Annotated in this window: 23 protein-coding genes; 11 read left to right on the top strand and 12 right to left on the bottom strand. The window is 70.1% G+C overall.

Annotated features, from left to right (window positions below; genetic code table 11):
• Nucleotides 1-132: 132 nt before the first annotated feature.
• Nucleotides 133-1,773: an inorganic phosphate transporter gene (locus K7957_RS03950; protein ID WP_223010643.1), complete on the bottom strand. Its 1,641-nt coding sequence runs from the start codon at nucleotides 1,771-1,773 to the stop codon at nucleotides 133-135.
• Nucleotides 1,774-1,915: 142 nt separating this feature from the next.
• Nucleotides 1,916-2,392, bottom strand: a complete 477-nt coding sequence (locus K7957_RS03955; protein WP_343228291.1) for a GFA family protein — start codon at nucleotides 2,390-2,392, stop codon at nucleotides 1,916-1,918.
• Here K7957_RS03955 and K7957_RS03960 point away from each other — a divergent pair.
• Both K7957_RS03960 and K7957_RS03965 read left to right on the top strand, forming a co-directional pair.
• Nucleotides 2,376-4,709 (top strand): ATP-dependent helicase, encoded by a 2,334-nt coding sequence (locus K7957_RS03960; protein WP_223010644.1) that lies wholly within the window; start codon nucleotides 2,376-2,378, stop codon nucleotides 4,707-4,709. The two genes, K7957_RS03955 and K7957_RS03960, sit on opposite strands and share 17 nt — an antisense overlap.
• Nucleotides 4,710-4,752: 43 nt before the next feature.
• Nucleotides 4,753-5,247, top strand: coding sequence for a DUF5872 domain-containing protein (locus tag K7957_RS03965; RefSeq protein WP_223010645.1), 495 nt, complete (start codon nucleotides 4,753-4,755; stop codon nucleotides 5,245-5,247).
• A gap of 140 nt (nucleotides 5,248-5,387) precedes the next feature.
• Here K7957_RS03965 and K7957_RS03970 read toward each other — a convergent pair whose 3' ends face one another.
• From K7957_RS03970 to K7957_RS03980, 3 genes are all read right to left on the bottom strand, one after another.
• Nucleotides 5,388-5,816, bottom strand: a complete 429-nt coding sequence (locus tag K7957_RS03970) for a DoxX family protein (protein WP_246616632.1) — start codon at nucleotides 5,814-5,816, stop codon at nucleotides 5,388-5,390.
• Nucleotides 5,817-5,821: 5 nt separating this feature from the next.
• Nucleotides 5,822-6,145 (bottom strand): WYL domain-containing protein, encoded by a 324-nt coding sequence (locus tag K7957_RS03975; RefSeq protein WP_223010646.1) that lies wholly within the window; start codon nucleotides 6,143-6,145, stop codon nucleotides 5,822-5,824.
• A gap of 100 nt (nucleotides 6,146-6,245) precedes the next feature.
• The gene (locus tag K7957_RS03980; protein ID WP_223011112.1) at nucleotides 6,246-8,339 is read right to left on the bottom strand and encodes a prolyl oligopeptidase family serine peptidase; all 2,094 of its coding nucleotides are present in this window, start codon (nucleotides 8,337-8,339) and stop codon (nucleotides 6,246-6,248) included.
• Nucleotides 8,340-8,438: 99 nt separating this feature from the next.
• Here K7957_RS03980 and K7957_RS03985 point away from each other — a divergent pair, with 99 nt between their 5' ends.
• Nucleotides 8,439-9,884 (top strand): MFS transporter, encoded by a 1,446-nt coding sequence (locus K7957_RS03985; RefSeq protein WP_223010647.1) that lies wholly within the window; start codon nucleotides 8,439-8,441, stop codon nucleotides 9,882-9,884.
• A 114-nt stretch (nucleotides 9,885-9,998) separates the two neighbouring features.
• Here the strand turns inward: K7957_RS03985 and K7957_RS03990 are convergent, their stop codons facing one another.
• From K7957_RS03990 to radA, 5 genes are all read right to left on the bottom strand, one after another.
• Complete coding sequence (locus K7957_RS03990; RefSeq protein WP_223010648.1) at nucleotides 9,999-10,331, bottom strand: DUF423 domain-containing protein; 333 nt, start codon at nucleotides 10,329-10,331, stop codon at nucleotides 9,999-10,001.
• Nucleotides 10,328-12,094, bottom strand: a complete 1,767-nt coding sequence (locus tag K7957_RS03995) for a cation:proton antiporter domain-containing protein (protein WP_223010649.1) — start codon at nucleotides 12,092-12,094, stop codon at nucleotides 10,328-10,330. The genes K7957_RS03990 and K7957_RS03995 overlap by 4 nt, the downstream gene beginning before the upstream one ends.
• On the bottom strand, nucleotides 12,094-12,534 hold the full coding sequence (locus K7957_RS04000; protein WP_223010650.1) for an iron-sulfur cluster assembly scaffold protein: 441 nt from the start codon (nucleotides 12,532-12,534) through the stop codon (nucleotides 12,094-12,096). Before K7957_RS04000 ends, K7957_RS03995 begins: the two co-directional genes overlap by 1 nt.
• Nucleotides 12,531-13,091, bottom strand: a complete 561-nt coding sequence (locus K7957_RS04005) for a CvpA family protein (RefSeq protein ID WP_223010651.1) — start codon at nucleotides 13,089-13,091, stop codon at nucleotides 12,531-12,533. The genes K7957_RS04000 and K7957_RS04005 overlap by 4 nt, the downstream gene beginning before the upstream one ends.
• Before the next feature lie 293 nt (nucleotides 13,092-13,384).
• Complete coding sequence (gene radA, locus K7957_RS04010) at nucleotides 13,385-14,761, bottom strand: DNA repair protein RadA (RefSeq protein WP_223010652.1); 1,377 nt, start codon at nucleotides 14,759-14,761, stop codon at nucleotides 13,385-13,387.
• 160 nt (nucleotides 14,762-14,921) lie between these two features.
• On the opposite strand from radA, the gene K7957_RS04015 reads away from it, so the two are divergent.
• On the top strand, nucleotides 14,922-15,638 hold the full coding sequence (locus K7957_RS04015) for a hypothetical protein (protein ID WP_223010653.1): 717 nt from the start codon (nucleotides 14,922-14,924) through the stop codon (nucleotides 15,636-15,638).
• Nucleotides 15,639-16,045: 407 nt separating this feature from the next.
• Here the strand turns inward: K7957_RS04015 and K7957_RS04020 are convergent, their stop codons facing one another.
• Nucleotides 16,046-17,653: a phosphoenolpyruvate carboxykinase gene (locus K7957_RS04020; protein WP_223010654.1), complete on the bottom strand. Its 1,608-nt coding sequence runs from the start codon at nucleotides 17,651-17,653 to the stop codon at nucleotides 16,046-16,048.
• Between the two features lie 179 nt (nucleotides 17,654-17,832).
• On the opposite strand from K7957_RS04020, the gene K7957_RS04025 reads away from it, so the two are divergent.
• From K7957_RS04025 to K7957_RS04055, 7 genes are read left to right on the top strand one after another with little or no spacing between them, the layout of a single operon-like run.
• The gene (locus tag K7957_RS04025) at nucleotides 17,833-18,537 is read left to right on the top strand and encodes a response regulator transcription factor (protein WP_223010655.1); all 705 of its coding nucleotides are present in this window, start codon (nucleotides 17,833-17,835) and stop codon (nucleotides 18,535-18,537) included.
• The gene (locus K7957_RS04030) at nucleotides 18,506-20,083 is read left to right on the top strand and encodes a sensor histidine kinase (RefSeq protein ID WP_223010656.1); all 1,578 of its coding nucleotides are present in this window, start codon (nucleotides 18,506-18,508) and stop codon (nucleotides 20,081-20,083) included. Before K7957_RS04025 ends, K7957_RS04030 begins: the two co-directional genes overlap by 32 nt.
• Entirely contained in the window at nucleotides 20,080-20,508 is a 429-nt protein-coding gene (locus tag K7957_RS04035) for an HPr kinase/phosphorylase (protein WP_223010657.1), read from the top strand. Before K7957_RS04030 ends, K7957_RS04035 begins: the two co-directional genes overlap by 4 nt.
• The gene (rapZ, locus tag K7957_RS04040) at nucleotides 20,472-21,404 is read left to right on the top strand and encodes an RNase adapter RapZ (RefSeq protein ID WP_223010658.1); all 933 of its coding nucleotides are present in this window, start codon (nucleotides 20,472-20,474) and stop codon (nucleotides 21,402-21,404) included. Before K7957_RS04035 ends, rapZ begins: the two co-directional genes overlap by 37 nt.
• Nucleotides 21,405-21,433: 29 nt before the next feature.
• Nucleotides 21,434-21,841 (top strand): PTS sugar transporter subunit IIA, encoded by a 408-nt coding sequence (locus tag K7957_RS04045; RefSeq protein WP_223011113.1) that lies wholly within the window; start codon nucleotides 21,434-21,436, stop codon nucleotides 21,839-21,841.
• Nucleotides 21,838-22,107 (top strand): HPr family phosphocarrier protein, encoded by a 270-nt coding sequence (locus K7957_RS04050; RefSeq protein WP_223010659.1) that lies wholly within the window; start codon nucleotides 21,838-21,840, stop codon nucleotides 22,105-22,107. The genes K7957_RS04045 and K7957_RS04050 overlap by 4 nt, the downstream gene beginning before the upstream one ends.
• A 21-nt stretch (nucleotides 22,108-22,128) precedes the next feature.
• Nucleotides 22,129-22,929: a TrmH family RNA methyltransferase gene (locus K7957_RS04055; protein ID WP_223010660.1), complete on the top strand. Its 801-nt coding sequence runs from the start codon at nucleotides 22,129-22,131 to the stop codon at nucleotides 22,927-22,929.
• A 283-nt stretch (nucleotides 22,930-23,212) separates the two neighbouring features.
• Here the strand turns inward: K7957_RS04055 and K7957_RS04060 are convergent, their stop codons facing one another.
• Nucleotides 23,213-24,019, bottom strand: coding sequence for an APH(3')-I family aminoglycoside O-phosphotransferase (locus K7957_RS04060; RefSeq protein ID WP_223010661.1), 807 nt, complete (start codon nucleotides 24,017-24,019; stop codon nucleotides 23,213-23,215).
• Nucleotides 24,020-24,023: the final 4 nt, after the last annotated feature.

A 24,023-nucleotide genomic window follows, 5' to 3' on the forward strand; every position in this document is an offset into this window, starting at 1 on the left:
CTCCCCCTGTGTGGCGCCGTGATGGTCGGACACTCCCCCTCGTCCGATCTTTCCCTGGACTACGGGGCGGCTCGCGAGGGCCGCCCCGGCTTTTCGGGCGGAAGCGTCAGGGCGACGGCGCCGCCCCCCGCGTCACGATAGCCCCGCCGTCCGCACCAACGCGCGCAGCAGGCAGAAGAGCGCGCCCGACAGCGCCATTGCCACCGGCAGCGTCAGTAGCCACGCCGCGGCGAGCTGGAGCAGCGTGCGCCGCTGCAATCCCTGCCCGCTCGCCACCGAGGCGCCGGCGATGCCCGAGGAGAGGATATGCGTCGTCGATACGGGTAGCCCGAAGCGGTCCGCCGCGAGGATCGTCCCCGCCGCGACCAGCTCGGCCGAGGCGCCCATGCCGTAGGTCATGTGCTGCTTGCCGATCTTCTCGCCGACGGTGACGACGATCCGCTTCCAGCCGATCATCGTGCCGAGCCCGAGCGCCAGCGCCACCGCCACCTTGACCCACAAGGGGATGAAGCGCGTGCCGCGCTCGAGCCGCTTCTGATAATCGGCGAGCGAGTCCTTCTCCCGCTCGCTCAGGCGCGACGTCTTGTCGGCGACGATCATCCGTGTCGCGTCGAGCACCAGGTACATGTCGTTGCGCACGTTGGGCGCGGCCTGCGCGGGGACGTTGCTGAGCGCGCCATAGCCCGCGACGCGCTGCGCCAGGTCATGCGACACCGTCACCACCGCGCCATAGGCCTGTGGCGACACCGCGCGGCGCTGCTCCAGCGCGTCCTTGAGCAGCGGCCGCGCGCGCTCGAGCGGTATCGCGGCGGCGCCATGGCGGGTGAGCGTCGCGTTCGCGCCCGTGGCGCTGGCGAGGAAGGCGTGCGTCTCGCTCGCGGGCAACGTGCGGTTGAGCGCGTAGGCGGTCGGCGCGCAGCCGATCAGAATGAGCATGATCAGCCCCATGCCCTTCTGCCCGTCGTTCGAGCCGTGGCTGAACGACACCGCGGTGCAGGTGAACACCAGCAGCGCGCGGATGCCGAGCGGCGGCGGCGCGTCGCCCTCGGGCGCGCGCATCAGCTCGGGCGAGCGCGCGACACGGCGCAGCACCAGCAGCAACAGCGCGGCGGCGGTGAAGCCGATCAACGGTGCCATCCACAGCCCGGTCAACACCTTGGTGGCCTGACTCCAGTCGACGCCGGCGGTGCCGCCCGCGCCTGAGGTGAGCAACTGGTTCGCGAGCCCAACCCCGAGCACCGAGCCGATCAGCGTGTGGCTCGAGCTGTTCGGCAGGCCGACATACCAGGTCGCCAGGTTCCAGATTATCGCGGCGAGAAGCAGCGCGAAGATCATCGCGAAGCCGGCGCCCGAGCCGACGTTGAGGATCAGGTCGACCGGCAGGAGCGTGATGATCGAGTAAGCCACCGCGCCCGAGGAGAGCAGCACACCGAGGAAATTGAAGAAGCCCGACCAGATCACCGCCAGGTTGGCGGGCAGCGAGTTGGTGTAGATCACGGTGGCCACCGCGTTGGCGGTGTCGTGGAAGCCGTTGACGAACTCGAACCCGAGCGCGATCAGCAGCGCCAGGCCGAGGAACAGGAAGACTCCGACGGCGAGCTGCTCGCCGACCTGCTGCGTGTCGACGACGATGCTGACCCCGGCATAGGCCAGCCCCGCCACTGCGAGCAGCAGGAACAGCAGGCGAGCGCCGGGATGAACCGGCGCGTCGAATCGTCGCGCGGGAACGGGCGACGGCGGCGACTCGCTGGCCGCGAGGACGGTGGTTGCCATGGTGGCACCGCCTTCCGCCTCGAACATGACACTTTAATGACGATTAATGTCCCATGATGAGGCAGTGACAGGGCTATCGGCGAAGTATCCCGTCGGTGACTCGTTCGCGGCTTCTCGCCTCCGTTCCGGTCGGCGACCCGCCTCAGTCCACGCCAGGGAAAGTCGCGAACGCGGGCAGGTCCGACATCGCGGCGGTCCAGGGGAGCCGCTCCTTGACCATGATCTGCGCGCCCGGTGCGTGCGCCGCGGGGTCGTCGAGCGTTCCGGACTGGACATCGACCAGGCCGGGCAGCGCGTCGGCATTGCGATAGAACAGCCCCGTGCCGCAGAACTGCCGCTCGCCGTGCTCGGACGATTGAAAGGTCTCCGGCGCGCCCGACCAGCCGCGGCAGTCGGTGCGGTGGCATACAGCGTGGTGCTCGGGGGCGCCCTCGGCCTCGTAGCGGATCGCGCCGCAGTGGCATCCCCCCGCGATCGTCGCCTGCTCCGCCGTCTTCCTCGCTCCCCGACTCGCTCGATGTTGCCAGGATGTTCCCACGAGATCATGTGCCTGGCAAGCCGCGAGCTTGCTCCGCCGCGCGACGTTCCCTACCTGTTCGAGGGTGACCGAGACAGCCAACGCCCTCCAGGACCCGCCCTATCTCGCCGGGCTCAACCCGCCGCAGCGCGATGCGGTGCTCACCACCGACGGGCCGGTGCTCGTGCTCGCGGGCGCCGGCACGGGCAAGACCGCGGCGCTCACCGCGCGGCTGGCGCACCTGCTGTGGACTCGCAAGGCGTACCCGTCCGAGATCCTCAGCGTCACCTTCACCAACAAGGCCGCGCGCGAGATGCGCGAGCGCGTCGGCCGCCTCGTCGGCGACGCGGTGGAAGGCATGCCGTGGCTCGGCACCTTCCACGCGATCGGCGCCAAGATGCTGCGACGCCACGCCGAGCTGGTCGGGCTGCAGAGCAATTTCACGATCCTCGACACCGACGACCAGCTGCGCCTGCTCAAGCAGCTGATCGTCGCGGCCGACCTCGACGAGAAGCGCTTCCCGGCGCGCAGCCTCGCCGGGCTGATCGACGAGTGGAAGAACAAGGGCCTCACCCCGTCCGAGATCGACGCGGGCGAGAGCGAGCGCTACGGCAACGGCCGCGGTGGCGAGCTCTACCAGCAGTACCAGGACCGGCTGCGGGCGGTGAACGCCTGCGACTTCGGCGACCTGCTGCTCCACGTGCTGACGATCCTGAAGCGCGAGCGCTCGGTGCTGGAGCAATATCAACAGCGCTTCCGCTACATCATGGTGGACGAGTACCAGGACACCAATTCGGTCCAGTACCTCTGGCTGCGGCTGCTCGCGCAGGACCGCCGCAACATCTGCTGCGTCGGCGACGACGACCAGTCGATCTACTCGTGGCGCGGCGCGCAGGTGGAGAACATCCTCAAGTTCGAGAAGGACTTCCCTGGCGCCAAGGTGATCCGGCTCGAACAGAACTACCGCTCCACCCCGCACATCCTCGCCGCCGCCTCGGGCGTGATCGCCAACAACGGCGGGCGGCTCGGCAAGGAGCTGTGGACCGAGCTCGACGCGGGCGAGAAGGTGCGCGTGCTCGGCGTGTGGGACGGACCCGAGGAGGCGCGCCGCGTCGGCGAGGAGATCGAGGCGGCGCAGCGCGACGGCACCAGCCTCGACCATGTCGCGATCCTGGTCCGTGCCCAGCACCAGACGCGCGAGTTCGAGGATCGGTTCATCGCGATCGGCCTGCCCTATCGCATCGTCGGCGGCTTCCGCTTCTACGAGCGCGCCGAGATCCGCGACGCGCTCGCCTATCTTCGCACCGTCCACCAGCCCGCCGACGACCTCGCCTTCGAGCGGATCGTCAACACGCCGAAGCGCGGCCTCGGCGACAAGGCGATCGCCAAGCTCCACCAGCTCGCCCGCGTCGAGCGGCTGCCGCTGTCGATCGCGGCGGCGCGCATCCTCGACAGCGACGAGCTCACCCCGCAGGCGCGCAAGGCGCTCGGCCGCTTCGTCGGCGACGTCTCGCGCTGGCGCGACATGGCCAACGACCTGCCCCACGCCGAGCTGGCGCGCCAGATCCTCGACGAGAGCGGCTATACCGCGATGTGGCAGGCGGAGAAGTCGGCCGAGGCGGCGGGGCGGCTCGAGAACCTCACCGAGCTGGTGCGCGCGATGGAGGAGTACGAGACGCTCGGCGCCTTCCTCGAGCATGTCAGCCTCGTCATGGACAATGACGCGACGCGCGAGGACCCCAAGGTGACGATCATGACGATCCACGCCGCCAAGGGGCTGGAGTTCGACACCGTCTTCCTCGCCGGCTGGGAGGAAGGGCTGTTCCCCTCGCAGCGCGCGCTCGACGAGGGTGGCACGCGCAGCCTCGAGGAGGAGCGCCGCCTCGCCTATGTCGCGATCACGCGCGCGCGCCGCCGCGCCACCATCCTCCACGCCGCCAACCGCCGCATCTACGGGCAATGGACCAGCTCGCTGCCGTCGCGCTTCGTCGCCGAGCTGCCCGAGGCGCATGTCGAGAGCGAGACCAGCATGTCGGGCGGCGAGAGCCTGTGGCGCGCCAATTGGAGCGAGCGGGCCGATCCGTTCGCCGACGTCGCGCGCGGCACCGGGCGCGGTCCGGGCTGGCAGCGCGCCGCGGGGACGCTCGGCGCCCAGGCGGGGGCACCCGGCGGGAGCAAGCCGGGTGGCGAGTGGACCAGCCGCACCTTCTCGCGCGAGCCGGTCCGCGTGGTGGAGAGCCGCGCCTCGGCGGTGAGCATCGGCAACAAGGGCCGCGGCGACCTGGCGGTGGGGCAACGCGTGTTCCACCAGAAGTTCGGCTATGGCGCGATCGCCGAGATCGAGGGCAACAAGCTCGAGATCGACTTCGAACAGGCCGGTCGCAAGCGCGTGATGGACAGTTTCGTCAGCGCCAGCTGAGACTTTCCCGTTGCGGCCGGGTTGTCCGCGGCGGAGGTGTGCCATGTCCGAGACCGCCGAGAAGACCGATCCCGATCTCTGGGAGACGGTGAAGGGCGAGATTACCACCGGCGCGAAGGGAGGCAGGAAAGGCCAATGGTCGGCGCGCAAGGCGCAGATGGCAGTGGCCGAGTATAAGAAGCGCGGCGGCGGCTATAAGGGCAGCAAGGACGAGGACAATTCGCTTCACCAGTGGAGCGAGGAGGATTGGGGCACCGGGTCGGGCGCGAAGAGCGAGGAGAGCGGCGAGCGCTATCTACCGAAGAAAGCGCGCGAGGCGCTATCCGACAGGGATTACGCGCGCACGAGCGCGAAGAAGCGCGCGGACACTCGGAAGGGCAAGCAATTCTCCGCCCAGCCCGACGATGTTGCGGCGAAGACGCGGCCGTATCGCGACCACCGCTCCAAGGCGGACCTCTACGCCGAGGCGAAGAGGCGCGACATCCCGGGTCGCTCGTCGATGAGCAAGGACGAGCTGGCGAAGGCGCTGGCTCCGTAGATCGCAGGCCTGATCACGTCATCCATGAGGTACGTACCCCGGCGCTAGCCGGGAGCGCAGTCGAATAATGCTGCGCGAGAACCACCACGGCCTCTCCACTCAGGTCCCCGCCTGCGCCGGAGCACGTCAGGAAGCCGCCACTACTCGCGCAACTCCACCGCGCCGCTTCCCCACAGCGCCCACCAGATGATCACCGGCTGAAGCAGCAGCCGCGGCGCGTGGTACCAGATCGGCAGGCCGGTATCGCTGCCGAGGTCAAGCATCGCGTGGTAGATGTTGGCCGGCCAGACGCAGAGCGCATAGGCCGCGAGCCCCCACCCCGCGAAGCGGCGCGTGGCGCGCGGCAGCAGCATCGCCGCGCCGGCGAGTTCGATCACGCCGGTGATCGCCACCACCGCGACGGGCAGCGGGATCGCTGGCGGCACGATGGCGGCCATAGCGTCGGTGAAGACAAAATGCGCGACTCCGCCCAGCGCGTAGAACAGCGCGAGCGCCCATCGTCCCCAACGCCGCGCGACACTCTCGCGCTGGCGCTTGAAGCCGTAGGAAGCGTAGCGATCGACCGGCAAGCCGGTCAGACCTCCACGGCGAGGAGCGTCACGCCCTCGTATCGGTCTTCGCCGGGCACGAACAGCTCGCTCGGCTTGAACCGCCGCGGCGTGATCCGCAGCCCGGTCAGACCGGCGAGCTTGAACGCGCCGATCTTGGGCTCCTTGGGCGGCTGACCGTCGCGCTCGAGCGTCAGCGCGTCGAGATAGATCTCACCGTGCTTGGTGTAGAGAATGTGCGGCGCCAGCGTCACTTCACCACGATTGTAGGTCGCGGCGATCGCCTGCTGCTTGACGATCGCCTCGAAGACGATCGGGACAGTATCGGGTACGGCGCTTGGCTTGTTCATCGTCTGAGCATTCATCACGCCGCCCCTAGCCGATCGCGCTGCGTTGCAGCAAGAACCCTCGCGCGCTGGGCTACGTTCCCACCATAGCACGAGAAATGGCTCAGCGCGGCATCAGCTTCTGCGCGAAATAGGTCATCTGCAAGGCCTGCAGCCGCGCGCCCTGCTCGATGTCCGCGTCGCCCGAATGCCCCCCCGCGGTGTCCTCGTAGAAGAGGTAAGGCAGACCATATTCCTTGAGACGCGCGGCGAACTTGCGCGCGTGCTGCGGTCCGACCCGGTCATCCTTGGTAGTCGTCCAGATGTACGGCTCAGGGTAGCGCACCCCCTTGCGGATGTTCTGGTAGGGCGAGATCGTGGCGAGAAAGGCGCGCTCCGCGGGTACGCTGACCGAGCCATATTCGTCGACCCAGGAGGCGCCCGCCGCGATCTGCTCGTAGCGCAGCATGTCGAGCAGCGGCACCTGGATCGTCACTGCCTGCCAAAGCTCGGGATGCTGGTTGAACTCGACCCCCATCAGCAGCCCGCCGTTCGACCCGCCGTAGATGCCCAGCTTTCGCGGGCTGGTCAGCCGCCGCGCGATCAGGTCCTTCGCGACGGCGGCGAAATCGTCGTAGATCACCTGTCGCTTCGTCTTGCGCCCGGCGTCGTGCCACGCCGGCCCGAACTCGCCGCCGCCGCGAATATTGGCCAGCACGTACGCGCCCCCACGCTCGAGCCACAATTTGCCGATTGTGGCGATGTAGCTCGGCAGCATCGGCAGCTCGAACCCGCCGTAGGCGGTCATGATCGTCGGCGTGGTGCCATCGCGCCTGGCGTCGCGGCGATGGACGACGAAATAGGGCACCTTGGTGCCGTCGCCCGAGGTCGCCTCGAACTGCTCGGCGACGAGCCCGGCGGCGTCGAACTTGGCGGGCAGCGCCTTGAGCGGCTGCGGCGCCACCGGGCTCGACGCGTCGAAGCGCGCCAGCGTCGTCGGGGTCAGGAAGCCGGTGGTGGAGAGATAAGCGAGGTCGTTGCGATCCGACGTGCCGGCGACGCCGAAACTCGCGTTGTCGGGCAGTGCGATCGGGCGAGATGTCCAGCCCTCCCCCTCCCGCGTGAAGACCGCGACCCGGCCGCGGACGTTGTCGGTATATTGCAGCAGCAGGTGGTGGCGCGTGGTGTCGACGCCGGTGACCGCCTGGCGCGCCGTCGGCGCGAACACCAAAGTCGGGGTGGTGCGCCCTGCCGTCAGGTCGCTCAGCGCGACCGCCCCGACGCCGCCCGCGGGCACTTTGCCCCAGGGGTCGCTGGTCTCGAAGATGACGCGCCCGTCGATCATCCCGACGGGCGAGGCGCGCCCCGGCAGGTCGAGCGCGCGGATCCCCTGCGGCGTCCACAAGGCCTTGTCACCGCCGAAGAAGGTGCGGCGGCGTTCGATGAACACCGCGCGGTGACCGGCACCGTCGGTGATCGTGCTGGCATAGGTCCCGAGCTGGTCGCCGGGCTCGCCGCGGAACACCTCCTGCGCCTGGTCGAGCGCCTGACCGCGCCGGAGCAGCTTGACCACGAAGGGGTAGCTCGAGGCGGTCATCGTTCCGGCGCCCCAGTCGCGGCTGACCATCAGCGTGTCTTGGTCGATCCACGTCGCACCCTGTTTCGAGGTCGGCAGCACGAAGCCGCCCGCGACGAAACCGCCCGCGGCGAGGTCGAACTCGCGGTAGGTCACCGCGTCCTCGCCGCCCTCGGACAGAGCGACGAGGCAGCGCGTCTCCTCGGGCTGCAGGCAGGTCAGACCCTTGTAAACCCATTTGCGCGACTCGGCGCGGCTCAGCGCGTCGAGATCGAGCAGCGTCTGCCAGCTTGGCTCGGGTCGAGCGTAATCCTCGACGCTGGTCCAGCGCAGAATGCCCTGCGGGTGATCCCCGTCGCGCCAGAAGTTGACGATCCGGCCCATGAGCTGCCCGGGCATCGGGATACGGTCCTTGGCGGCGGCGATCGCCAGCGCCTCGGCGTGGAAGGCCTGGTAGCGCGGGTCGCTCTCGAGCCGCGGCAGCGTGCGCTTATTCTCCGCCTCGACCCAGGCGAGCGCCCTGGCGCCGTCCTTGTCCTCGAGCCAGATGTAGGGATCGTCCGTCATCGCCTTGCTCTGGGCGAGCGCTGGCGCGCCCGCAAGCGCCGCGGCGAACGCCAACCCCAGACCGATCCGGCTCATTCCCGTCATGCTCGTCTCCGCGCCCGTGTTTGTCCGGCACCTTGTGCGACCGTGCGCCCGGCGGAACAAGCCGTGCGCTGGCGAGTCACGCCTGCGACGATGCCCATCGCTGACCCGATCCGCCGCTTTCCCGCGAGTGAAACCGCCTCCGCCCGCACCGATGGCCTGCCCGCACCGCGCCGCTACGCGGCGGTCGCGGCTTTGTCCTTCGGCACCGCGCTGGTGATTATCGACGGCGGTGTCGCCAACGTCGCGCTGCCGACGATCGCGCGGGATCTCGGCGTGGGTTCCTCGGCCGTCGTCGCCATCGTCACCGTCTACCAGCTGATGCTGGTCATGCTGCTGCTCCCCTTCGCGGGGCTGGGCGAGCGCATCGGGCTGAAGCGTATGTACCAGCTCGGCCAGCTCGTCTTCACCGGAGCGACCCTGCTCTGCTTCTTCGCCAAGAGCCTGCCTTTCCTGCTGGTGGTGCGCGCGGTGCAGGCGGTCGGCGCGGCCGGCGCGCTGGCGGTCGCTTCGGCGCTGATCCGCCAGACCTACCCTTCGGCGCAGCTGGGGCGCGGGCTCGGCATCAACTCGGTGGTGGTGTCAAGCTCGGCCGCGGCGGCCCCGACCATCGGTGGGCTGGTGCTCGCGGTGGCGCCCTGGCCCTGGGTGTTCGCCAGCGCCATCCCTTTCGCGCTCGCCTCGCTGCTGCTCGGCCGCGCCCTGCCGGATGCGCCGCCGCGTGACCGCCATTTCGACGGGCCCGGCGCGGCGATGTGCGCGGCGATGTTCGGCCTCGTCATCGGCGGGGCGGAGAGCGCGGTCCATGGCGACAGCCCGGTCGTGTCCGCCGCGATCGTGCTGCTCGGGATCGCTATCGGCGTCGTCTACGTCCGGCGCGAGCGCGTCACCGCCAACCCGATCCTGCCGGTCGACCTGCTGGGCCGACCGGTGATCGCGCTATCGACGATCGGCGGCTTCACCGCCTTCGTCGCCTCGATGACGCTGCTGCTGTCGACGCCGTTCCGGCTCACGCACGAGTTCGGCTTCACCGCGGCGGAGGTGGGTGCCGCGATCGCCCCCTGGCCGCTGACCAACATGATCGTCGCGCCGCTCACCGGCTGGCTCTCCGACCGGGTGCCCGCGGGGCTGCTCGGCGGGATCGGCATGGCGATCTCGATCGTCGCGCTGGTGCTGATCGCGTTGATGCCGGCTGATCCCAGCTATTTCGACGTGGCGTGGCGCATGGCGCTGTGCGGCTCGGGTTTCGGCACCTTCCTGCCGCCCAACGCACGGCTGATCATCGGCTCGGCCCCGCGAGCGCGCGCCGCCGCCGCGGGGGGGTTGGTCAGCACGGTACGACTGGTCGGTCAGACGACCGGCGCGACCCTGGTCGCGGCGCTGCTGGCGCTCGGGGTCGGCGCGGGCGCGGTGCCGCCGCTGGTCTCGGCCGGGCTGGCGCTGGTGGCGGGCGCGTGCAGCCTAGCGCGGCTGCGCCCCTCGGTGCGCGACGCACAGAGTGGGGAGACCGAGGCGGCGCAGGCGGCACCGGTGCGCTAAGCGCCGGTTCGTGTTCCTGTGCACGGAGGAACTCAGCGGTCGCAAGCGGAAGTCGCGCGCCGCTAGGCTCGTGCGGTCGCGGGAGCCCGACGCGCTCAACGATACTGGTCGGGCTTACCCGCGCATTCCGAGCCACGCGAGCCACAGCCACCCCGCGATCAGCAGCGTGCCGCCGATCGGGGTCACCGCGCCGAGCCAGCGCGGGAGGCCGAGCGCCATCAGATACAAGGTCCCCGCGAACAGCGCGCCGCCGGCGAGGAAGAGCCACGCCGGCCCGCGCGCCTCCAGCCGCAGCGCGACCAGGGCCGCGACGGCGTGGATCAGCTGATAGTGGCTCCCGGTCTTGAGCCACTCCACCGCCGCGCCACTGGCGCCATGCGCGCCGAACGCGCCCGCCCCTACCGCCAACGCGCCCGACAGCGCGGTCAGGACTATCAGCCAGTTCACTCTCGCTGCCCTCCACCCCAAGGTGCCTGCTCCGCGACCAGCGCGCGCGCCGCACGGATGTCACCCGCCTCGATCTGGATACGCAGCCGCTCGCGATCGCGGGCGCGGTACATCTGCTCGGCGCGGTCGATCTCGGCAGGCGAGATGCCGAGACCCTCCATCGCCAGTCGCGCCATCCGGATCGCCGACTCGAGTACCTCGCGCACCACCCCGCGCGCCGGCCCCGGCTTGAGCCGCACCAGCGCGCGCCGGTCGAACGTGCGCACGTAGATGGCGGCGTTCGGGAAGGCCTCGTGCACCGCCTCGAGCTGGCCGAGGTCGAGCTGGTCGCCGTCCATGCAGAACAGGAGGAGCTCCGCCTCGGCCGCGCCCGCCTGACGCAGCAGGTCGAGCCGCGTGCCGTCGCCGTAATACACCTTCGAGCCGAACTCCTCCGCGATGTCGATCATCTCGATATCGGTGTCGATCAGCGTGACCGGTATGTCCTGCATCATCAGCATCTGCCCGACGGTCTGACCGAACCGGCCGTAGCCGACGATGATCGCGTTGGCGCCGTCTGCCTTGGGACCGTCGCGCGCGCCGTCGGCGACGATCGGCTCCTCGCGGAAGCGACGCGTGAACATCATCAGGAACGGCGTGGTCGCCATCGACAGCGTGATGATCGCGCCGAACAGGCTCGCTGCCTGGGGCGCGATGAGATAGGCGTTCTGCGCCTGGGCGAGCAGAACGAAGCCGAACTCGCCGCCCTGGCTCAGCAGCAGCCCGAGCGCGAATGCCTGCCGCCACTTCATGCGGAAGGCGAGCCCTAGCGCGGTGATGATCCCCGCTTTGGTGACGATCAGCGCCACCGCCATCGCGACCACGAAGAAGGGGCGCTCGGCGATGGCGTGCAGGTCGAGCATCATCCCGACCGCGAGGAAGAAAAGCCCGAGGAGGATCGAGCGGAACGGCTCGACGTCGGTCTCCAGCTCATGGCGATAGGGGCTGTCCGCCAGCATCACGCCCGCCACGAAGGCGCCGAGCGCGGTGGAGAGGCCCAGCCACTCCATCAGCGCAGCCGCGGCGATCACGGTGAACAGAGCGGCGAAGACGAACATCTCGCGCTCGCCGAGATTGCCGATGCCGCGGAACAAAGGGCGCAGCACGAAGCGCCCGACCGCGACCAGCCCCGCGATCGCGAGCACGGTATAGACGACTAGCAGCCAGCCCGGCGGCCCCGCGGCCGCCTCGGGGTTACGGCTCATCGCGGCGATGATCGTGATCATCGGGATGATCGACAGGTCCTGGAACAGCAGGATCGAGAAAGCGCGCTCGCCGAACGGCGTGCGCAGCCGCCCCGACGACTGCAGCATCGGCAGCACCTGCGCGGTCGACGACAGCGCCAGCGGCATACCCACCGCGAGTGCCGCAGCGAGCGAGAATTTGGCCGCGAGCGCGAGGATCGCGGCGATGGCGATGCCGCAGGCGACGACCTGGATAGCGCCGAGGCCGAGAATGTCCTGCTTGAGCCGCCACAGCCGCGTCGGACTCAGCTCAAGCCCGACGATGAACAGCAGCAGCGTGATGCCGAGCTCGGCGAAGCCCAGCTTGGTCTCGGCGTCGCCGACGAGACCGAGCAGCTGCGGCCCGACCAGCGCGCCGGCGACGAGGAAGCCCAACGTCGCGCCCAGCCCGAGCCGGCGGAACAGCAGCACGAAGGCCAGTCCCGCGCCGAGCAGGATCGTGCCGTCGCGGACCAGCGAGCCGTCGGCGGCATGCTCCATCAGGCGCCGACCTTGCTCGCGGCGCGCGCCTGCTGGGCCGCCTCCGCCGCGGCCTCGAAGGCGAGCCGGATCGACGGGTGGCGCGCGGTGAGCTTGAGCCCCGGCGTGAAGATGCCGATGCCGGGCCAGTCGGGCACGTTCCCGGTGCCGGCGAGCCAGGCGGTGAGCGAGTCGCGCGCCGCCGCCAGCTCCTCGGGCGTGCGGCCGACGGCGTGCCGCGCCAGCAGCGTCGACGACGCCTGACCGAGCAGGCAGGCGCGTACCTGGGTGCCGAGCGCGGCCACCCGCCCGTCGCGGTCGAGAGCGACGTCGACGGTCACGCGGCTACCGCAGATCGGCGAGCGCTTCTCGGCCGTTCCCGCCGGGTCGGCGAGCCGCTCGGGATAGGGGTTGCCGATCGCGAGCGCGCTGATCTCGGGGGTGTACAGGTCGAGGCTCATGACTCTCTATTCTCTCTGACCGAGCGCGGGGGCACGCGCGGCGCGAAGACGGGCTCGCCGCGCCGGCGACGGTCGACGAAATCGGCGATCGACGCGCTCGTCGCGCTGAGCAGCGGGTAAGTGCGCGCCCGCGTCAGCCACGCCGGCCGATGCGACGGCCCGCCGCCCGTCGTGTCGAGCACGAGGATCAGCAGGAGATAGGCGAGGCTCGCCAGGATCAAACCCTTCAGCGCACCGAAACCGAAACCCAGCGCGCGGTCGATCGGGCCGAGGACCGAGGTGCGGGTGCGCCGCGCCACCGCGTTGACCACGATCTTGCTGAGGAAATAGGTGCCGGCGGTGAGGATCACGAAGGCCAGCACCGCCGCGCCCGAGGCGCTGCCGACGGTGCCGGACAGAGCGCGCGCGAGCGGCAGGTGGAAGATCTTGAGCGCGAACACCATCGCCACCCAGGCGAACAGCGCGAGCACCTCGCCGACGAAGCCACGCCGCACCCCGCCGAGCGCGGTCAGCGCCACCGCGGCGAGCACGGCGATGTCGAGCCCCTGCAAGTCCATGTGCGCCTCCATATGGCGTGGCGGCGGCGGCGGCCAGCGCGAGTTGCGGTGAGGGCGCGTGGGGCTAACGCGACGAGGCGGCCCAGACCGGTGAGTACATAGCACCAGACGTTACACACAGATCCTCCCCGGCACCGGGAGGGAGACCAGCCGCAGGCTAATGAAGGGGGGCGTCCATCAGCGCTGCGCTGCGTGGAGCAACCCCTCCACCGCGCCGCTTCGCGGCGCGGTCCCCTCCCCGCCGGCGGGAAGGATTGGGTTCTCCGATCTGGTCGCCTCACCCTCTCCGCGACTCATCCTCTCCCCAACAGGTGATCGACGAACTGCCCGAGCGTCCGGAAACTCGACCGCCGCATCGCCTCGCGCTCCGCCCCCGCCGCGCTGTCGGGCAGCAGCGCGCGCTCGAAGCCCAGCTTGGCCGCCTCCTTGAGCCGCAGCGGCGCGTGCGCGACCGGGCGCAACTCGCCCGATAGCGCGATCTCGCCGAACGCCACCGCGTCGGCGGGGACGGGCCGCTCGCTCAGTGCCGAGACCAGCGCGGCCGCGACCGCGAGATCCGCCGCCGGGTCCTGCACGCGATAGCCACCCGCGACGTTGAGATAGACCTCGCAGGTCGAGAAGCTGAGCCCGCAGCGCGCCTCCAGCACCGCCAGGATCATCGCCAGCCGCCCCGAGTCCCAGCCGACCACCGCGCGCCGCGGCGTCGCCCCGCTGGCGAGCCGCACCACCAGCGCCTGGATCTCGACCAGCACCGGTCGCGTCCCCTCCAGCGCGGGGAAGACGGTCGCGCCGGTCACGCCCTCGTCGCGCTGGGTGAGGAAGAGCGCGGAGGGATTCGATACTTCCTCGAGGCCTTCCGCCACCATCGCGAAGACGCCGATCTCGTCGGTACCGCCGAAGCGGTTCTTCAGGCTGCGCAGGATGCGATACTGGTGGCTCCGCTCGCCCTCGAAGCTCAGCACCGTGTCGACCATATGCTCCAGCACGCGCGGCCCCGCGATCGTGCCGTCCTTGGTGACATGACCGACCAGCACCACCGCCGTGCCGCGCTCCTTGGCGAAACGGATCAACTCCTGCGCGCTGGCACGGACCTGGCTGACCGTGCCGGGCGCACCCTCGATCAGGTCGGAGTGCATCGTCTGGATCGAGTCGATCACCAGCAGCGCGGGCGGGCGGTCGTGCGACAGCGTGGTGAGAATGTCGCGCGTCGAGGTGGCGGCGGCGAGCTTCACCGGCGCGTCACCCAGCCCGAGCCGACGCGCGCGTAGGCGCACCTGATCGGCCGCCTCCTCGCCCGACACATAGGCGACGTCGTGGCCGCGCCGCGCCAGCGCCGCCGCCGCCTGGAGCAGCAGGGTCGACTTGCCGATGCCGGGGTCGCCGCCGATCAGCGTCGCCGAGCCCGTCACCAGCCCGCCGCCCAGCGCGCGATCGAGTTCGGCGATTCCGAACGGCGTGCGCGGCGGCAGCGCTACCTCGGCATCGAGCCCGACCAGCGCGATCGTTCGCCCCCCGCCCTGCAGGTTATGCTTGGCCTGGAACGGCGTGGCCGAGAGCGGTGCCTCTTCCACCAGCGTGTTCCACTCCGAGCAGTCGGCGCACTGCCCCTGCCAGCGGTGAGTCACCGCGCCGCACGCCTGGCAGACATATCGCTTGTTGATCTTCGCCATCGCTCGTTCCTAGCATTCGAGGAACAGGAAGGGAACGACTGTTCGATGAACGAGCGGTTCACCTCAGGTGCAGGGCGTGTCGGCCATATACCGGAACCCTCGTTGTGACGCGATCGTTTCAGCGACGTTACCTCTTCGCAAACGACCATAGGAGTTTCTCGTGAAGCACTTCGCCGTTTTCGCCCTCGTTTCCGCCGCTGCCCTACCCGGGGTCGCGCTGGCGCAAGCGGCGGCGCCGGCCCAGGCGCCTGCCACGGGTGCGGCCGCGGTCACCACCGGTGCCACCGTCTATGATACCTCGGGCGGGGTCGTCGGCACCGTCGAGAGCACCGATGGCAGCAACGCGGTGGTCAACACCGGCACGGTCAAGGCGGCGATCCCGCTGACCTCGCTCGGCCAGGGCGCGCAGGGACCGGTTCTCGCGATGACCAAGGCCCAGCTCGAGGCGGCAGCGGGCCAGCAGCAAGCGCAGGCGTCGGCCGACTTCAAGTCCAAGCTCGTTCCCGGCGCCACGGTCTACGGCACCGGCGGCGCGCAGGTGGGCACGATCAAGTCGGTCGACGCCAGCGGCGTGACACTGACGACCACCGACGGTCCGGTCGTGCTGCCGACCAGCGGTTTCGGCCCCGGCCCGCAGGGCGTCATGCTCGGCATGACCGCGGCCCAGCTCAAGGCCGCGATGACCGCGGCGGGTGGCGGCAGTGCGGGAGCGGCGTCGACGACCTCGTCGTCGACTACCGCGGGCGACATGGCCGCCGGCACCACTGCAGCGACCGGCACCGAGAGCGCGTCGACCCCGGGTACCAGCGCGGACGCCTCGACCGCTGCGCCGGGCGCGACCACGACGACGACCAAGGTGAAGCGCAAGCCGCGCTGATCTCGGCAATCGGCTGGTACCGGAGTGCCGCCCGCATCACAGGACGCGGGCGGCGCTTCTCGTTGGTGGCGATCGACATGATGCGCCAAGTCGCTTTTTACCCGGCGAAGCCCGCGGTGCGATCGGATGATCCTCCCGGCTCGGCCTTGACGACCTTGCAGACGGGCACCGGCCCTCGCCGGCGATCTAAGAAGGAATATCGTTCACGCGAAGGCGATGAGGCGCGAAGAAGGTTGGTTCACGCGGAGGCGCAGAGAGGAAGCTATTCGGTGCCGGCGTCGTGGACACCTCATTCGAGGTAGAGAGCCGTTGGCGCGGCATGCGCGCGCTCTCCGCGCCTCCGCGCGGATCAGCCTTCTTCTCGTCGCGTCTTAGCGGCTTTGCGAGAACAAACCCTCCTACCCATCTCACGTCACCGCGACCGTCCTCGGTGCGGCGTCGCGCACGCCCTGATCGACGTGCTCCGCGAACTGCGCGAAATTGTCGTTGAACAGATCGACCAGCCGCGCCGCCGCGGCGTCATAGGCGGCCTTGTCCGCCCAGGTCGCGCGCGGGTCGAGGATCGCGCTGTCCACGCCCGGCACCGCCACCGGCACCTTGAACCCGAAGTTGGGGTCGGTGCGGAACTCGACATGGTTGAGGCTGCCGTCGAGCGCCGCGTCGAGCAGCGCGCGGGTCGCCTTGATCGGCATGCGATGGCCGACGCCGTACTTGCCGCCGGTCCAGCCGGTGTTGACCAGCCAGCAGTCCACTCCGCCGCGCGCGATCCGCTCCTTGAGCAGATTGCCATAGACCGACGGGTGGCGCGGCATGAAGGGGGCGCCGAAACACGTCGAGAAGGTCGCGTCGGGTTCGGTCACGCCCATCTCGGTGCCCGCGACGCGCGCGGTATAGCCGGACAGGAAGTGATACATCGCCTGGTCTGCGGTCAGCTTGGCGATCGGCGGAAGGATGCCATAGGCGTCAGCGGTCAGCATCACGATGCTGCGCGGCGTCCCGCCCATGTTGCGCTCGGACGTGTTGGGGATGAAGTCGATCGGATAGGCGCCGCGGCTGTTCTCAGCGAGCGAGTTGTCGTCCAGGTCGAGCTGGCGCGTCACCTCGTCCATCACGACATTCTCGAGCACCGTCCCGAAGCGCTTGGTGGTGGCGAAGATCTCGGGCTCGGCCTCGGGCGAGAGGCGAATCATCTTGGCGTAGCAGCCGCCCTCGAAGTTGAAGACCGCGTCGTCGGACCAGCCGTGCTCGTCGTCGCCGATCAGCGTGCGCTTGGGGTCGGCCGACAGCGTCGTCTTGCCCGTGCCCGACAGGCCGAAGAACACCGCCGTGCGCCCGTCCGCGCCCATGTTCGCCGAGCAGTGCATCGGCATCACCCCGGTCGGCGGCAGCAGATAGTTGAGGATGCCGAACACCGACTTCTTCATCTCGCCGGCGTAGCGCGTGCCACCGATCAGCACGAGCTTCTCGGTCATGTTGACCGCGATCACGGTCTCGCTGCGGCAGCCGTGGCGCGCCGGATCGGCGCGGAAGCTCGGCAGGTCGATGATCGTGTAATCCGCCACGAAGCCCTTGAGCTCACGCTCCTCGGGGCGGACCAGCATGGTGCGGATGAAGAGGTTGTGCCACGCCAGCTCGTTGATCACGCGGACGCGGACGCGATGGCCGGGCTGCGAGCCGCCGTACAGGTCCTGCACGAACAGGTCGCTCTTGGCGCGCAGGGCGGTGAGGAAATCCTGCTTGAGCGCGGCGAACTGATCGGGCGTCATCGCCTTGTTCGACTTGCCCCACCACACGCTCGCCTCGGTCTCGGCGTCGCGCACGATGAACTTGTCCTGCGCCGAGCGGCCGGTGTGCTGTCCGGTCTCGACCACCAGCGGCCCGTCGGCGGAGAGCTTGCCCTCGTTGCGCGCCACCGCGGATTCGACCAGCCGCGCGGTGACCAGGTTCCAGTGGAGCGTGGCGCGAGTCTCGATACCCTGCGCCTCAAGCCCGGCGTCCGGAATGCGATCGCTCAATGGTCCATCCTCTGCTTCGCCGCCGCGCCCTCGCGCCGCGGCCTGTGCTAAACATGTTTTACGCGTACGCTGGCCGCGCGTCAAACATGTTAAACATGACAGTGGCTCGGCCTTTCGCGTGCCATTGAGCGCGCGCGCGCTTTGGACTACCCACTCGAACTTATGACCCGGATCCCTCGATGACGGCCACGATCGCGCTGGTCGACGACGACCGCAACATTCTCACCTCGGTGTCGATCGCGCTGCAGGCCGAGGGCTTTCTCACGCGGGTCTATTCGGATAGCGAGGCGGCGCTCAAAGCGCTCACCGACAACTCGCCCGATCTCGCGATCTTCGACATCAAGATGCCGCGGATGGACGGGCTGGAGCTGCTGCGACGCCTGCGCGAGAAGAGCCGCGTGCCGGTCATCTTCCTCACCAGCAAGGACGACGAACTCGACGAGGCGCTCGGGCTGGCGATGGGCGCGGACGATTATATCGCCAAGCCGTTCAGCCAGCGGCTGCTGATCGCGCGCATCCGTGCCATCCTGCGCCGCACCGAGGGCAGCGGTACACCAGGCGGCGAAGATGCCGCCGCGCAGGGCCCGATCGAGCGCGGCCGGCTGGTGATGGACCCGGCACGCCACCGCGTCAGTTGGGACGGTCAGAACGTGACGCTGACCGTCACGGAGTTCCTGATCCTCGAGACGCTGGCGCAGCGCCCCGGCATCGTGAAAACGCGCAATCAGCTGATGGACGCGGCCTATCAGGACGACATCTACGTCGACGACCGCACCATCGACAGCCATATCAAACGCGTCCGCCGCAAGTTCCGCGAGGTCGACACCGGCTTCGACTCGATCGAGACATTGTATGGCGCCGGCTACCGCTTTTCGGAGGAGTGACGCCGCCGAGCAGGCACGCTCCTGGTCCGGCAAGGTCTCGCTCACGCCGCGCATCCTCGCGGTCAACATCCTGGCGCTTCTCCTGCTGGCGGGCGGCTTCTTCTACCTCGACTCGTTCCGCACGCGCATCCTCGACGAGCGCGCGGCGCAGGCCTCGCGCGAGGCGCGGCTGATGGCGGAGGCGCTCACCGCCATCCCCGATACGCGGCGAGACTGGCTGCTGGCGCGACTCGCCACCGACACGGGCACGCGACTGCGGCTGTATGACGCCGCGGGCGCCGCGAGCGCCGACTCGCGCACGCTCGGCGTCGCCAACTTCCACCTCGACGATCCGGACGACGACTCGATCGCCCAGCGCAGCGCGCGCTTCCTCGACGCGGCGATCGACCGCGTCGTGCGCGCCCCGCTCGCCCCGGGCTATCGCGAGCGCGCCGACGGGCGACGCTGGCCCGACGTGCGCGCGGTGCTCGCCGGTGCGTCCGGCGCGGTGACGGTATGGCGTGCGCCCGATCGCACCCCGGTCATCACCGCCGCCGCGCCGCTGCCCGGCGGCCGAGCGCTGCTCTCCGCGGTCAACGCGCGCGACATCACCGAGCGCGTGCGGCTCGAGCGCTTCCGACTCAGCGTGGTGCTGCTGGTGGTGGCGGCGATCTCGATCGGCCTGTCGCTGTTCCTCGCGCGCACCATCGTCGAGCCGCTTCGCCGGCTGGCGCGCGCCGCGGTGCGGGTGCGGCTCGGCCGCGCGCGCGAGGTGGTGGTGCCGCGCCTGCCCGAACGCCGCGACGAGATCGGCATGCTCGCGCGCGCGCTCAGCGACATGAGCCTCGCGCTGCGCGCGCGGATCGACGCCACCGAGGCCTTCGCCGCCGACGTCACGCATGAGCTCAAGAACCCCCTAGCCTCGCTCCGCTCCGCGGTGGACGCGCTCGGCCATGTCCGCGACCCCGCCGCGCAGGCGCAACTGCTCGCCATCGTCGGCGACGACGTCCACCGGCTCGACCGGCTGATCGGCGACATATCGGACGCGTCGCGGCTCGACGCCCAGCTCAGCCGCGCGACCTTCGAGCCAGTCGACGTCGAGGTCATGCTCGCCGCCATGGTGGCGCAGCGCGAGGCGCGCGGGGTGGCGCGCGGGGTGCGCGTGTGGCTCGACGCGCGCGACCAAGGCGAGCTCCACGTGCTCGGCGAAGGCGCGCGGCTGGAGCGAGTTTTCGCCAATCTGATCGACAATGCCATCTCCTTCTCGCCCGATGACGGCGTCGTCAGCGTCGCGGTGCGGCGCGACCGCTCGATGCTGGAGGTGCGGATCGAGGACGAGGGCCCGGGCGTGCCCGAGACGGCGCGCGAGTCGATCTTCCAGCGCTTCCACTCGGTGCGTCCGGCGGAGGAGAGCTTCGGCGAGCATAGCGGCCTGGGCCTCGCGATCGCGCGCACGATCGTCGACGCGCACCAGGGCGAGATCGGCGTCGAGTCGCGGGACGACCGGCTGAGCGGCGCGCGCTTCGTCGTGCGGCTGCCGCTCGCCGAGCGGGAAGCGGCGGCGTGACCGCGCCGGTGACACTCCACGCCACCGCGGTCGCGCTCGGCGGGCGCGCGGTGCTGCTCACGGGGCCGTCGGGCGCGGGCAAGTCCGATCTGGCGCTGCGGCTGATCGATCGCGGCGCCGAGCTGGTGGCGGACGACTACACGATGCTGGTGCACGACGGTGCCGACCTGGTGGCGGGATCGCCCGCGACGATCGCGGGGCGGATGGAGGTGCGCGGGCTCGGCATCGTCGACAGGCCGTACCGGCTCGTCGCGCCGATCGCGCTGGTGGTCGCGCTCGGCGAGGAGGGTGAGCGCATGCCCGAGCCGCGCTGGATCGAGCTCGTCGGCGTCGCCTTGCCCGAGATCGTGATCGATCCGCGCTGGCCCTCGGCACCGATCAAGGTGGAATGGGCGTTGGCACGACTGAAGGAGATGCCGTCGTGACCGAGGTGCTGCTGATCACCGGCATGGCCGGCGCGGGCGTGACCACCGTGCTCAAGACCCTGGAAGACCTCGGCTGGGAGACGGTGGACAGCGTGCCGCTGTCGCTGCTCGCCCGTGTCGTCGCGCTGCCGCCCGACAGCGGCGAGACGCCGCGCCCGCTCGCCTTCGGCTTCGGCACGCGCACGCGCAACTTCGACCCCGCCGCGGTGCTGCGCCGCTTCGAGCAGCTGCGCGAGGAGCCGGGCGTGGAGGTCGGCATGCTGTTCCTCGACTGTTCGGAGGGCGAGCTGGCGCGCCGCTTCGCCGAGACGCGACGCCGCCACCCGCTCGCCGACGACCGCCCGGCGGTGGAGGGGATCGCACTCGAGCGGCGCCTGCTCGAACCGCTGCGCGCGCGCGCCAATCGGCTGATCGACACCACCCGGCTGACCAGCAATCAGCTGGCGCAGGAGATCCGTCGCACCTTCCGCCGCGACGGCACCGTCGGCACGACACTGACGGTCGAGTCATTCGGCTTCGCGCGCGGCGTGCCAGCGGGGGTCGACCTGGTGTTCGACATGCGCTTCCTGCGTAACCCGCACTGGGTACCCGAACTGCGACCGCACACCGGGCTGGACCCGGAGGTCGCCGCCTATGTCGCGGCGGATCCGGCTTATGATGAGGCAGTTGGCCGGATCGAGGAGTTGCTCCTGCTGCTCGTCCCGCGCTATCACGCCGAGGGTAAGCCCTACGTCACCGTTGCCTTCGGGTGCACCGGCGGCAAGCACCGCTCGGTGCATGTCGCCGAGCGGGTCGGTCGTCGGTTGCGCGAGGCGGGCTTTTGTCCCACCATCACGCATCGTGACCTGGCGGCGGCACCGCAGGATGCGCTCGAAGGACGACCATCGCGTCAATGAACGAAGTATCGAAGCCCATGCTCGGACCCGTGATCGGTCTGGTGCTCGTCACCCACGGCCGCCTCGCGGACGAGTTCGTGACGGCGATGGAACATGTCGTCGGACCGCAGAGCCAGGTGCGCACGGTCGCGATCGGGCCCGACGATGACATGGAGGCGCGCCGCGCCGACATCGCCGGTGCGATCGCCGACGTCGACTCGGGGCGCGGCGTGATCGTGCTGACCGACCTGTTCGGCGGCACCCCGTCCAACCTGGCCATCTCGCTGATGGAGCGCGGGCGGATCGAGGTGATCGCGGGGATCAACCTGCCGATGCTGATCCGGCTCGAGTCGGCGCGCAAGGCGATGACCGTCACCGCCGCGGTCGCCGCGGCGCGCGAGGCGGGGCGCAAATACATCTCGGTCGCGTCGGAAGTGCTCGGCGAGGCGGCGGCGTGACGGTGTCGCGCACCGTGGAGGTGACCAACCGCCGCGGGCTCCACGCGCGCGCCAGCGCCAAGTTCGTCACGCTCGCCTCGGGCCTGCCCGTGCCGGTGAAGGTCGCCAAGGGCGATTCGGAGGTGGTCGGCACCTCGATCATGGGGCTGATGATGCTCGGCGCCGCCAAGGGCGACCAGATCACGATCAGCGCCGAGGGCGATGCCGCCGAGGACGTGGTCGCGACGATGTGCGCTTTGGTCGAGGGCAAGTTCGGCGAGGACTGAGGTCCGCGCCGCCATCCGCTCATGCCCCGCACGGTCACCGCTTATTCCAACCCGCTCGTCAAGCGCGTGCAAGGGCTCCGCGACAAGCGCCACCGCCGCGAGGAAGGGCTGTTCCTCGCCGAGGGGCTGCGCATCCTCACCGAGGCGCGCGAGACCGGGCGCGTGCCGGTGTACCTGTTCTACGCCGCCGCGAGTGCGCGCCATCCGCTGGTACTCGCGCTGGTCGAGGCGGTCGAGGCGCGCGGCGGCGAGGCGATCGAGACCATCCCCGACATCCTCTCCAAGCTGTCGGGCAAGGACAATCCGCAGGCGGTGGTCGGCGTGTTCGAGACGTTCGAGACCGCGCTCGCCGCGCTCGACCGCCACGCCGCGCCGGTCTGGCTGGTGGCGGAGCGGCTGCGCGATCCGGGCAACCTCGGCACGATCCTGCGCACGGGCGACGCGGTGGGTGCGGGCGGTCTGATCCTGATCGACGAGTGCGTCGACCCCTTCTCCACCGAGGCCGTGCGCGCCAGCATGGGGGCGCTGTTCACCGTACCGATCGCGCGCGCGCCCTGGGGCGAGTTCCTGGCGTGGCTGCGCCGCGGCGCGGGGCAGCTCGTCGGGCTGAGCCTGCAGACCACGCACGGCTATCGTGACGCCACCTACGCGGCGCCGACCTTCCTGCTCACCGGCAACGAGGCGCAGGGTTTGCCTGAGGCCTATGAGGCCGAGTGCGATCTCCTGGTCAAGCTGCCGATGCTCGGCAAGGCGGACAGCCTCAACGCCGCGGTGGCGACCGCGGTGATGGCCTATGAGGTGCTGGCGCAGCATCGCAAGTGACGGAGACGGCGTGGCCAAGCGCGCGAACGTTGCGAATGTTGAGTCACTGGCGCGATCCGTGACGGGGGTGAATGTTGAGTCGGCGGCGCGGAGAGCGGCAGCTGCGGTCGAGAGCATGCCGGAGGGGGACGTGCCCGGCGCGAGCGCTGGGCCGCCTGGGGCGGACAGCGGCGGACCTGAGAAGTGGCGGTCGCACGCGAGCGAGCTCATGTCCTCACGCTAGCCGTCGATCGTGCCCGTAGGACAGGCTCGGCGCAACCAGTCGCGGGCCTTCGCGTCCCCGTCAGAACAATTCGTCCAACATCAGGTGGAAGTCGAGACGGCGCCGGTCCAGCGGGCGTGCGCCATAGCGATCGAGGAAGCGTTCCTGCAGCGCGCCGCCGAACTCACCGAGGCAGTTCCAGAGGATGGCGATGTCCTGGTAGCGGTCGGCGATGCCGGCGCGGCCGACGTCGATGCAGCCCAGTACCGATCCGTCGCGCAGCAGGAGGTTGTCGAGCGAATAATCGCCGTGGGTCACCACCGACTCGGCGGTGAAGGGGGTCAACGCCGTCAGCGCCGCCCAGACCTGCTCGGCGCTCCATCCGCGACGCGCGTCGTCGAACTCGTCTCCTTCGACCAGTCCGGCGTCGATCCGCGCGCGCGCGCGACGCAGTCGGTGGCGATGGTCGGCGGTAAAGGGACAATCCGCCGGCGGCAGCGCGTGTAGCCGACGGAGGAAATTGGCGAGTGCGTCGACCACGGCGACGCGCTGTTCCGGCTCCGTTTCCAGCAGCTGATACGCGGTCTCGCCGTCGAGCGCGCGCGTGACGAGCCAGGCCGCGTCGGTGTCGCGGGTGAAGTGGGTCAGCGCCGGCACCGCGACGCGCGGCGCCAGCCATACCAGCCGCGTCATCTCGTCGGTGATATCCTCCGCGACCGAGCCGCGGCCGTGCTTGAGGTACAGGTCCGGCGCGCCTGCCGCGCCGCGGAGATGGTAGACCGCCCCGCCCGATTCGCCGACGGTGTCGCGCGCCCAGCGATAGCCCGCGAGCGCCTCGGCGAGCGCGGGCGGCAGCAGCGCGGGCGCGCACGGTGTCTCACGCTCCATCGGC

It is taken from the genome of Sphingomonas yunnanensis (assembly GCF_019898765.1).
Taxonomy (GTDB): domain Bacteria; phylum Pseudomonadota; class Alphaproteobacteria; order Sphingomonadales; family Sphingomonadaceae; genus Sphingomonas; species Sphingomonas yunnanensis.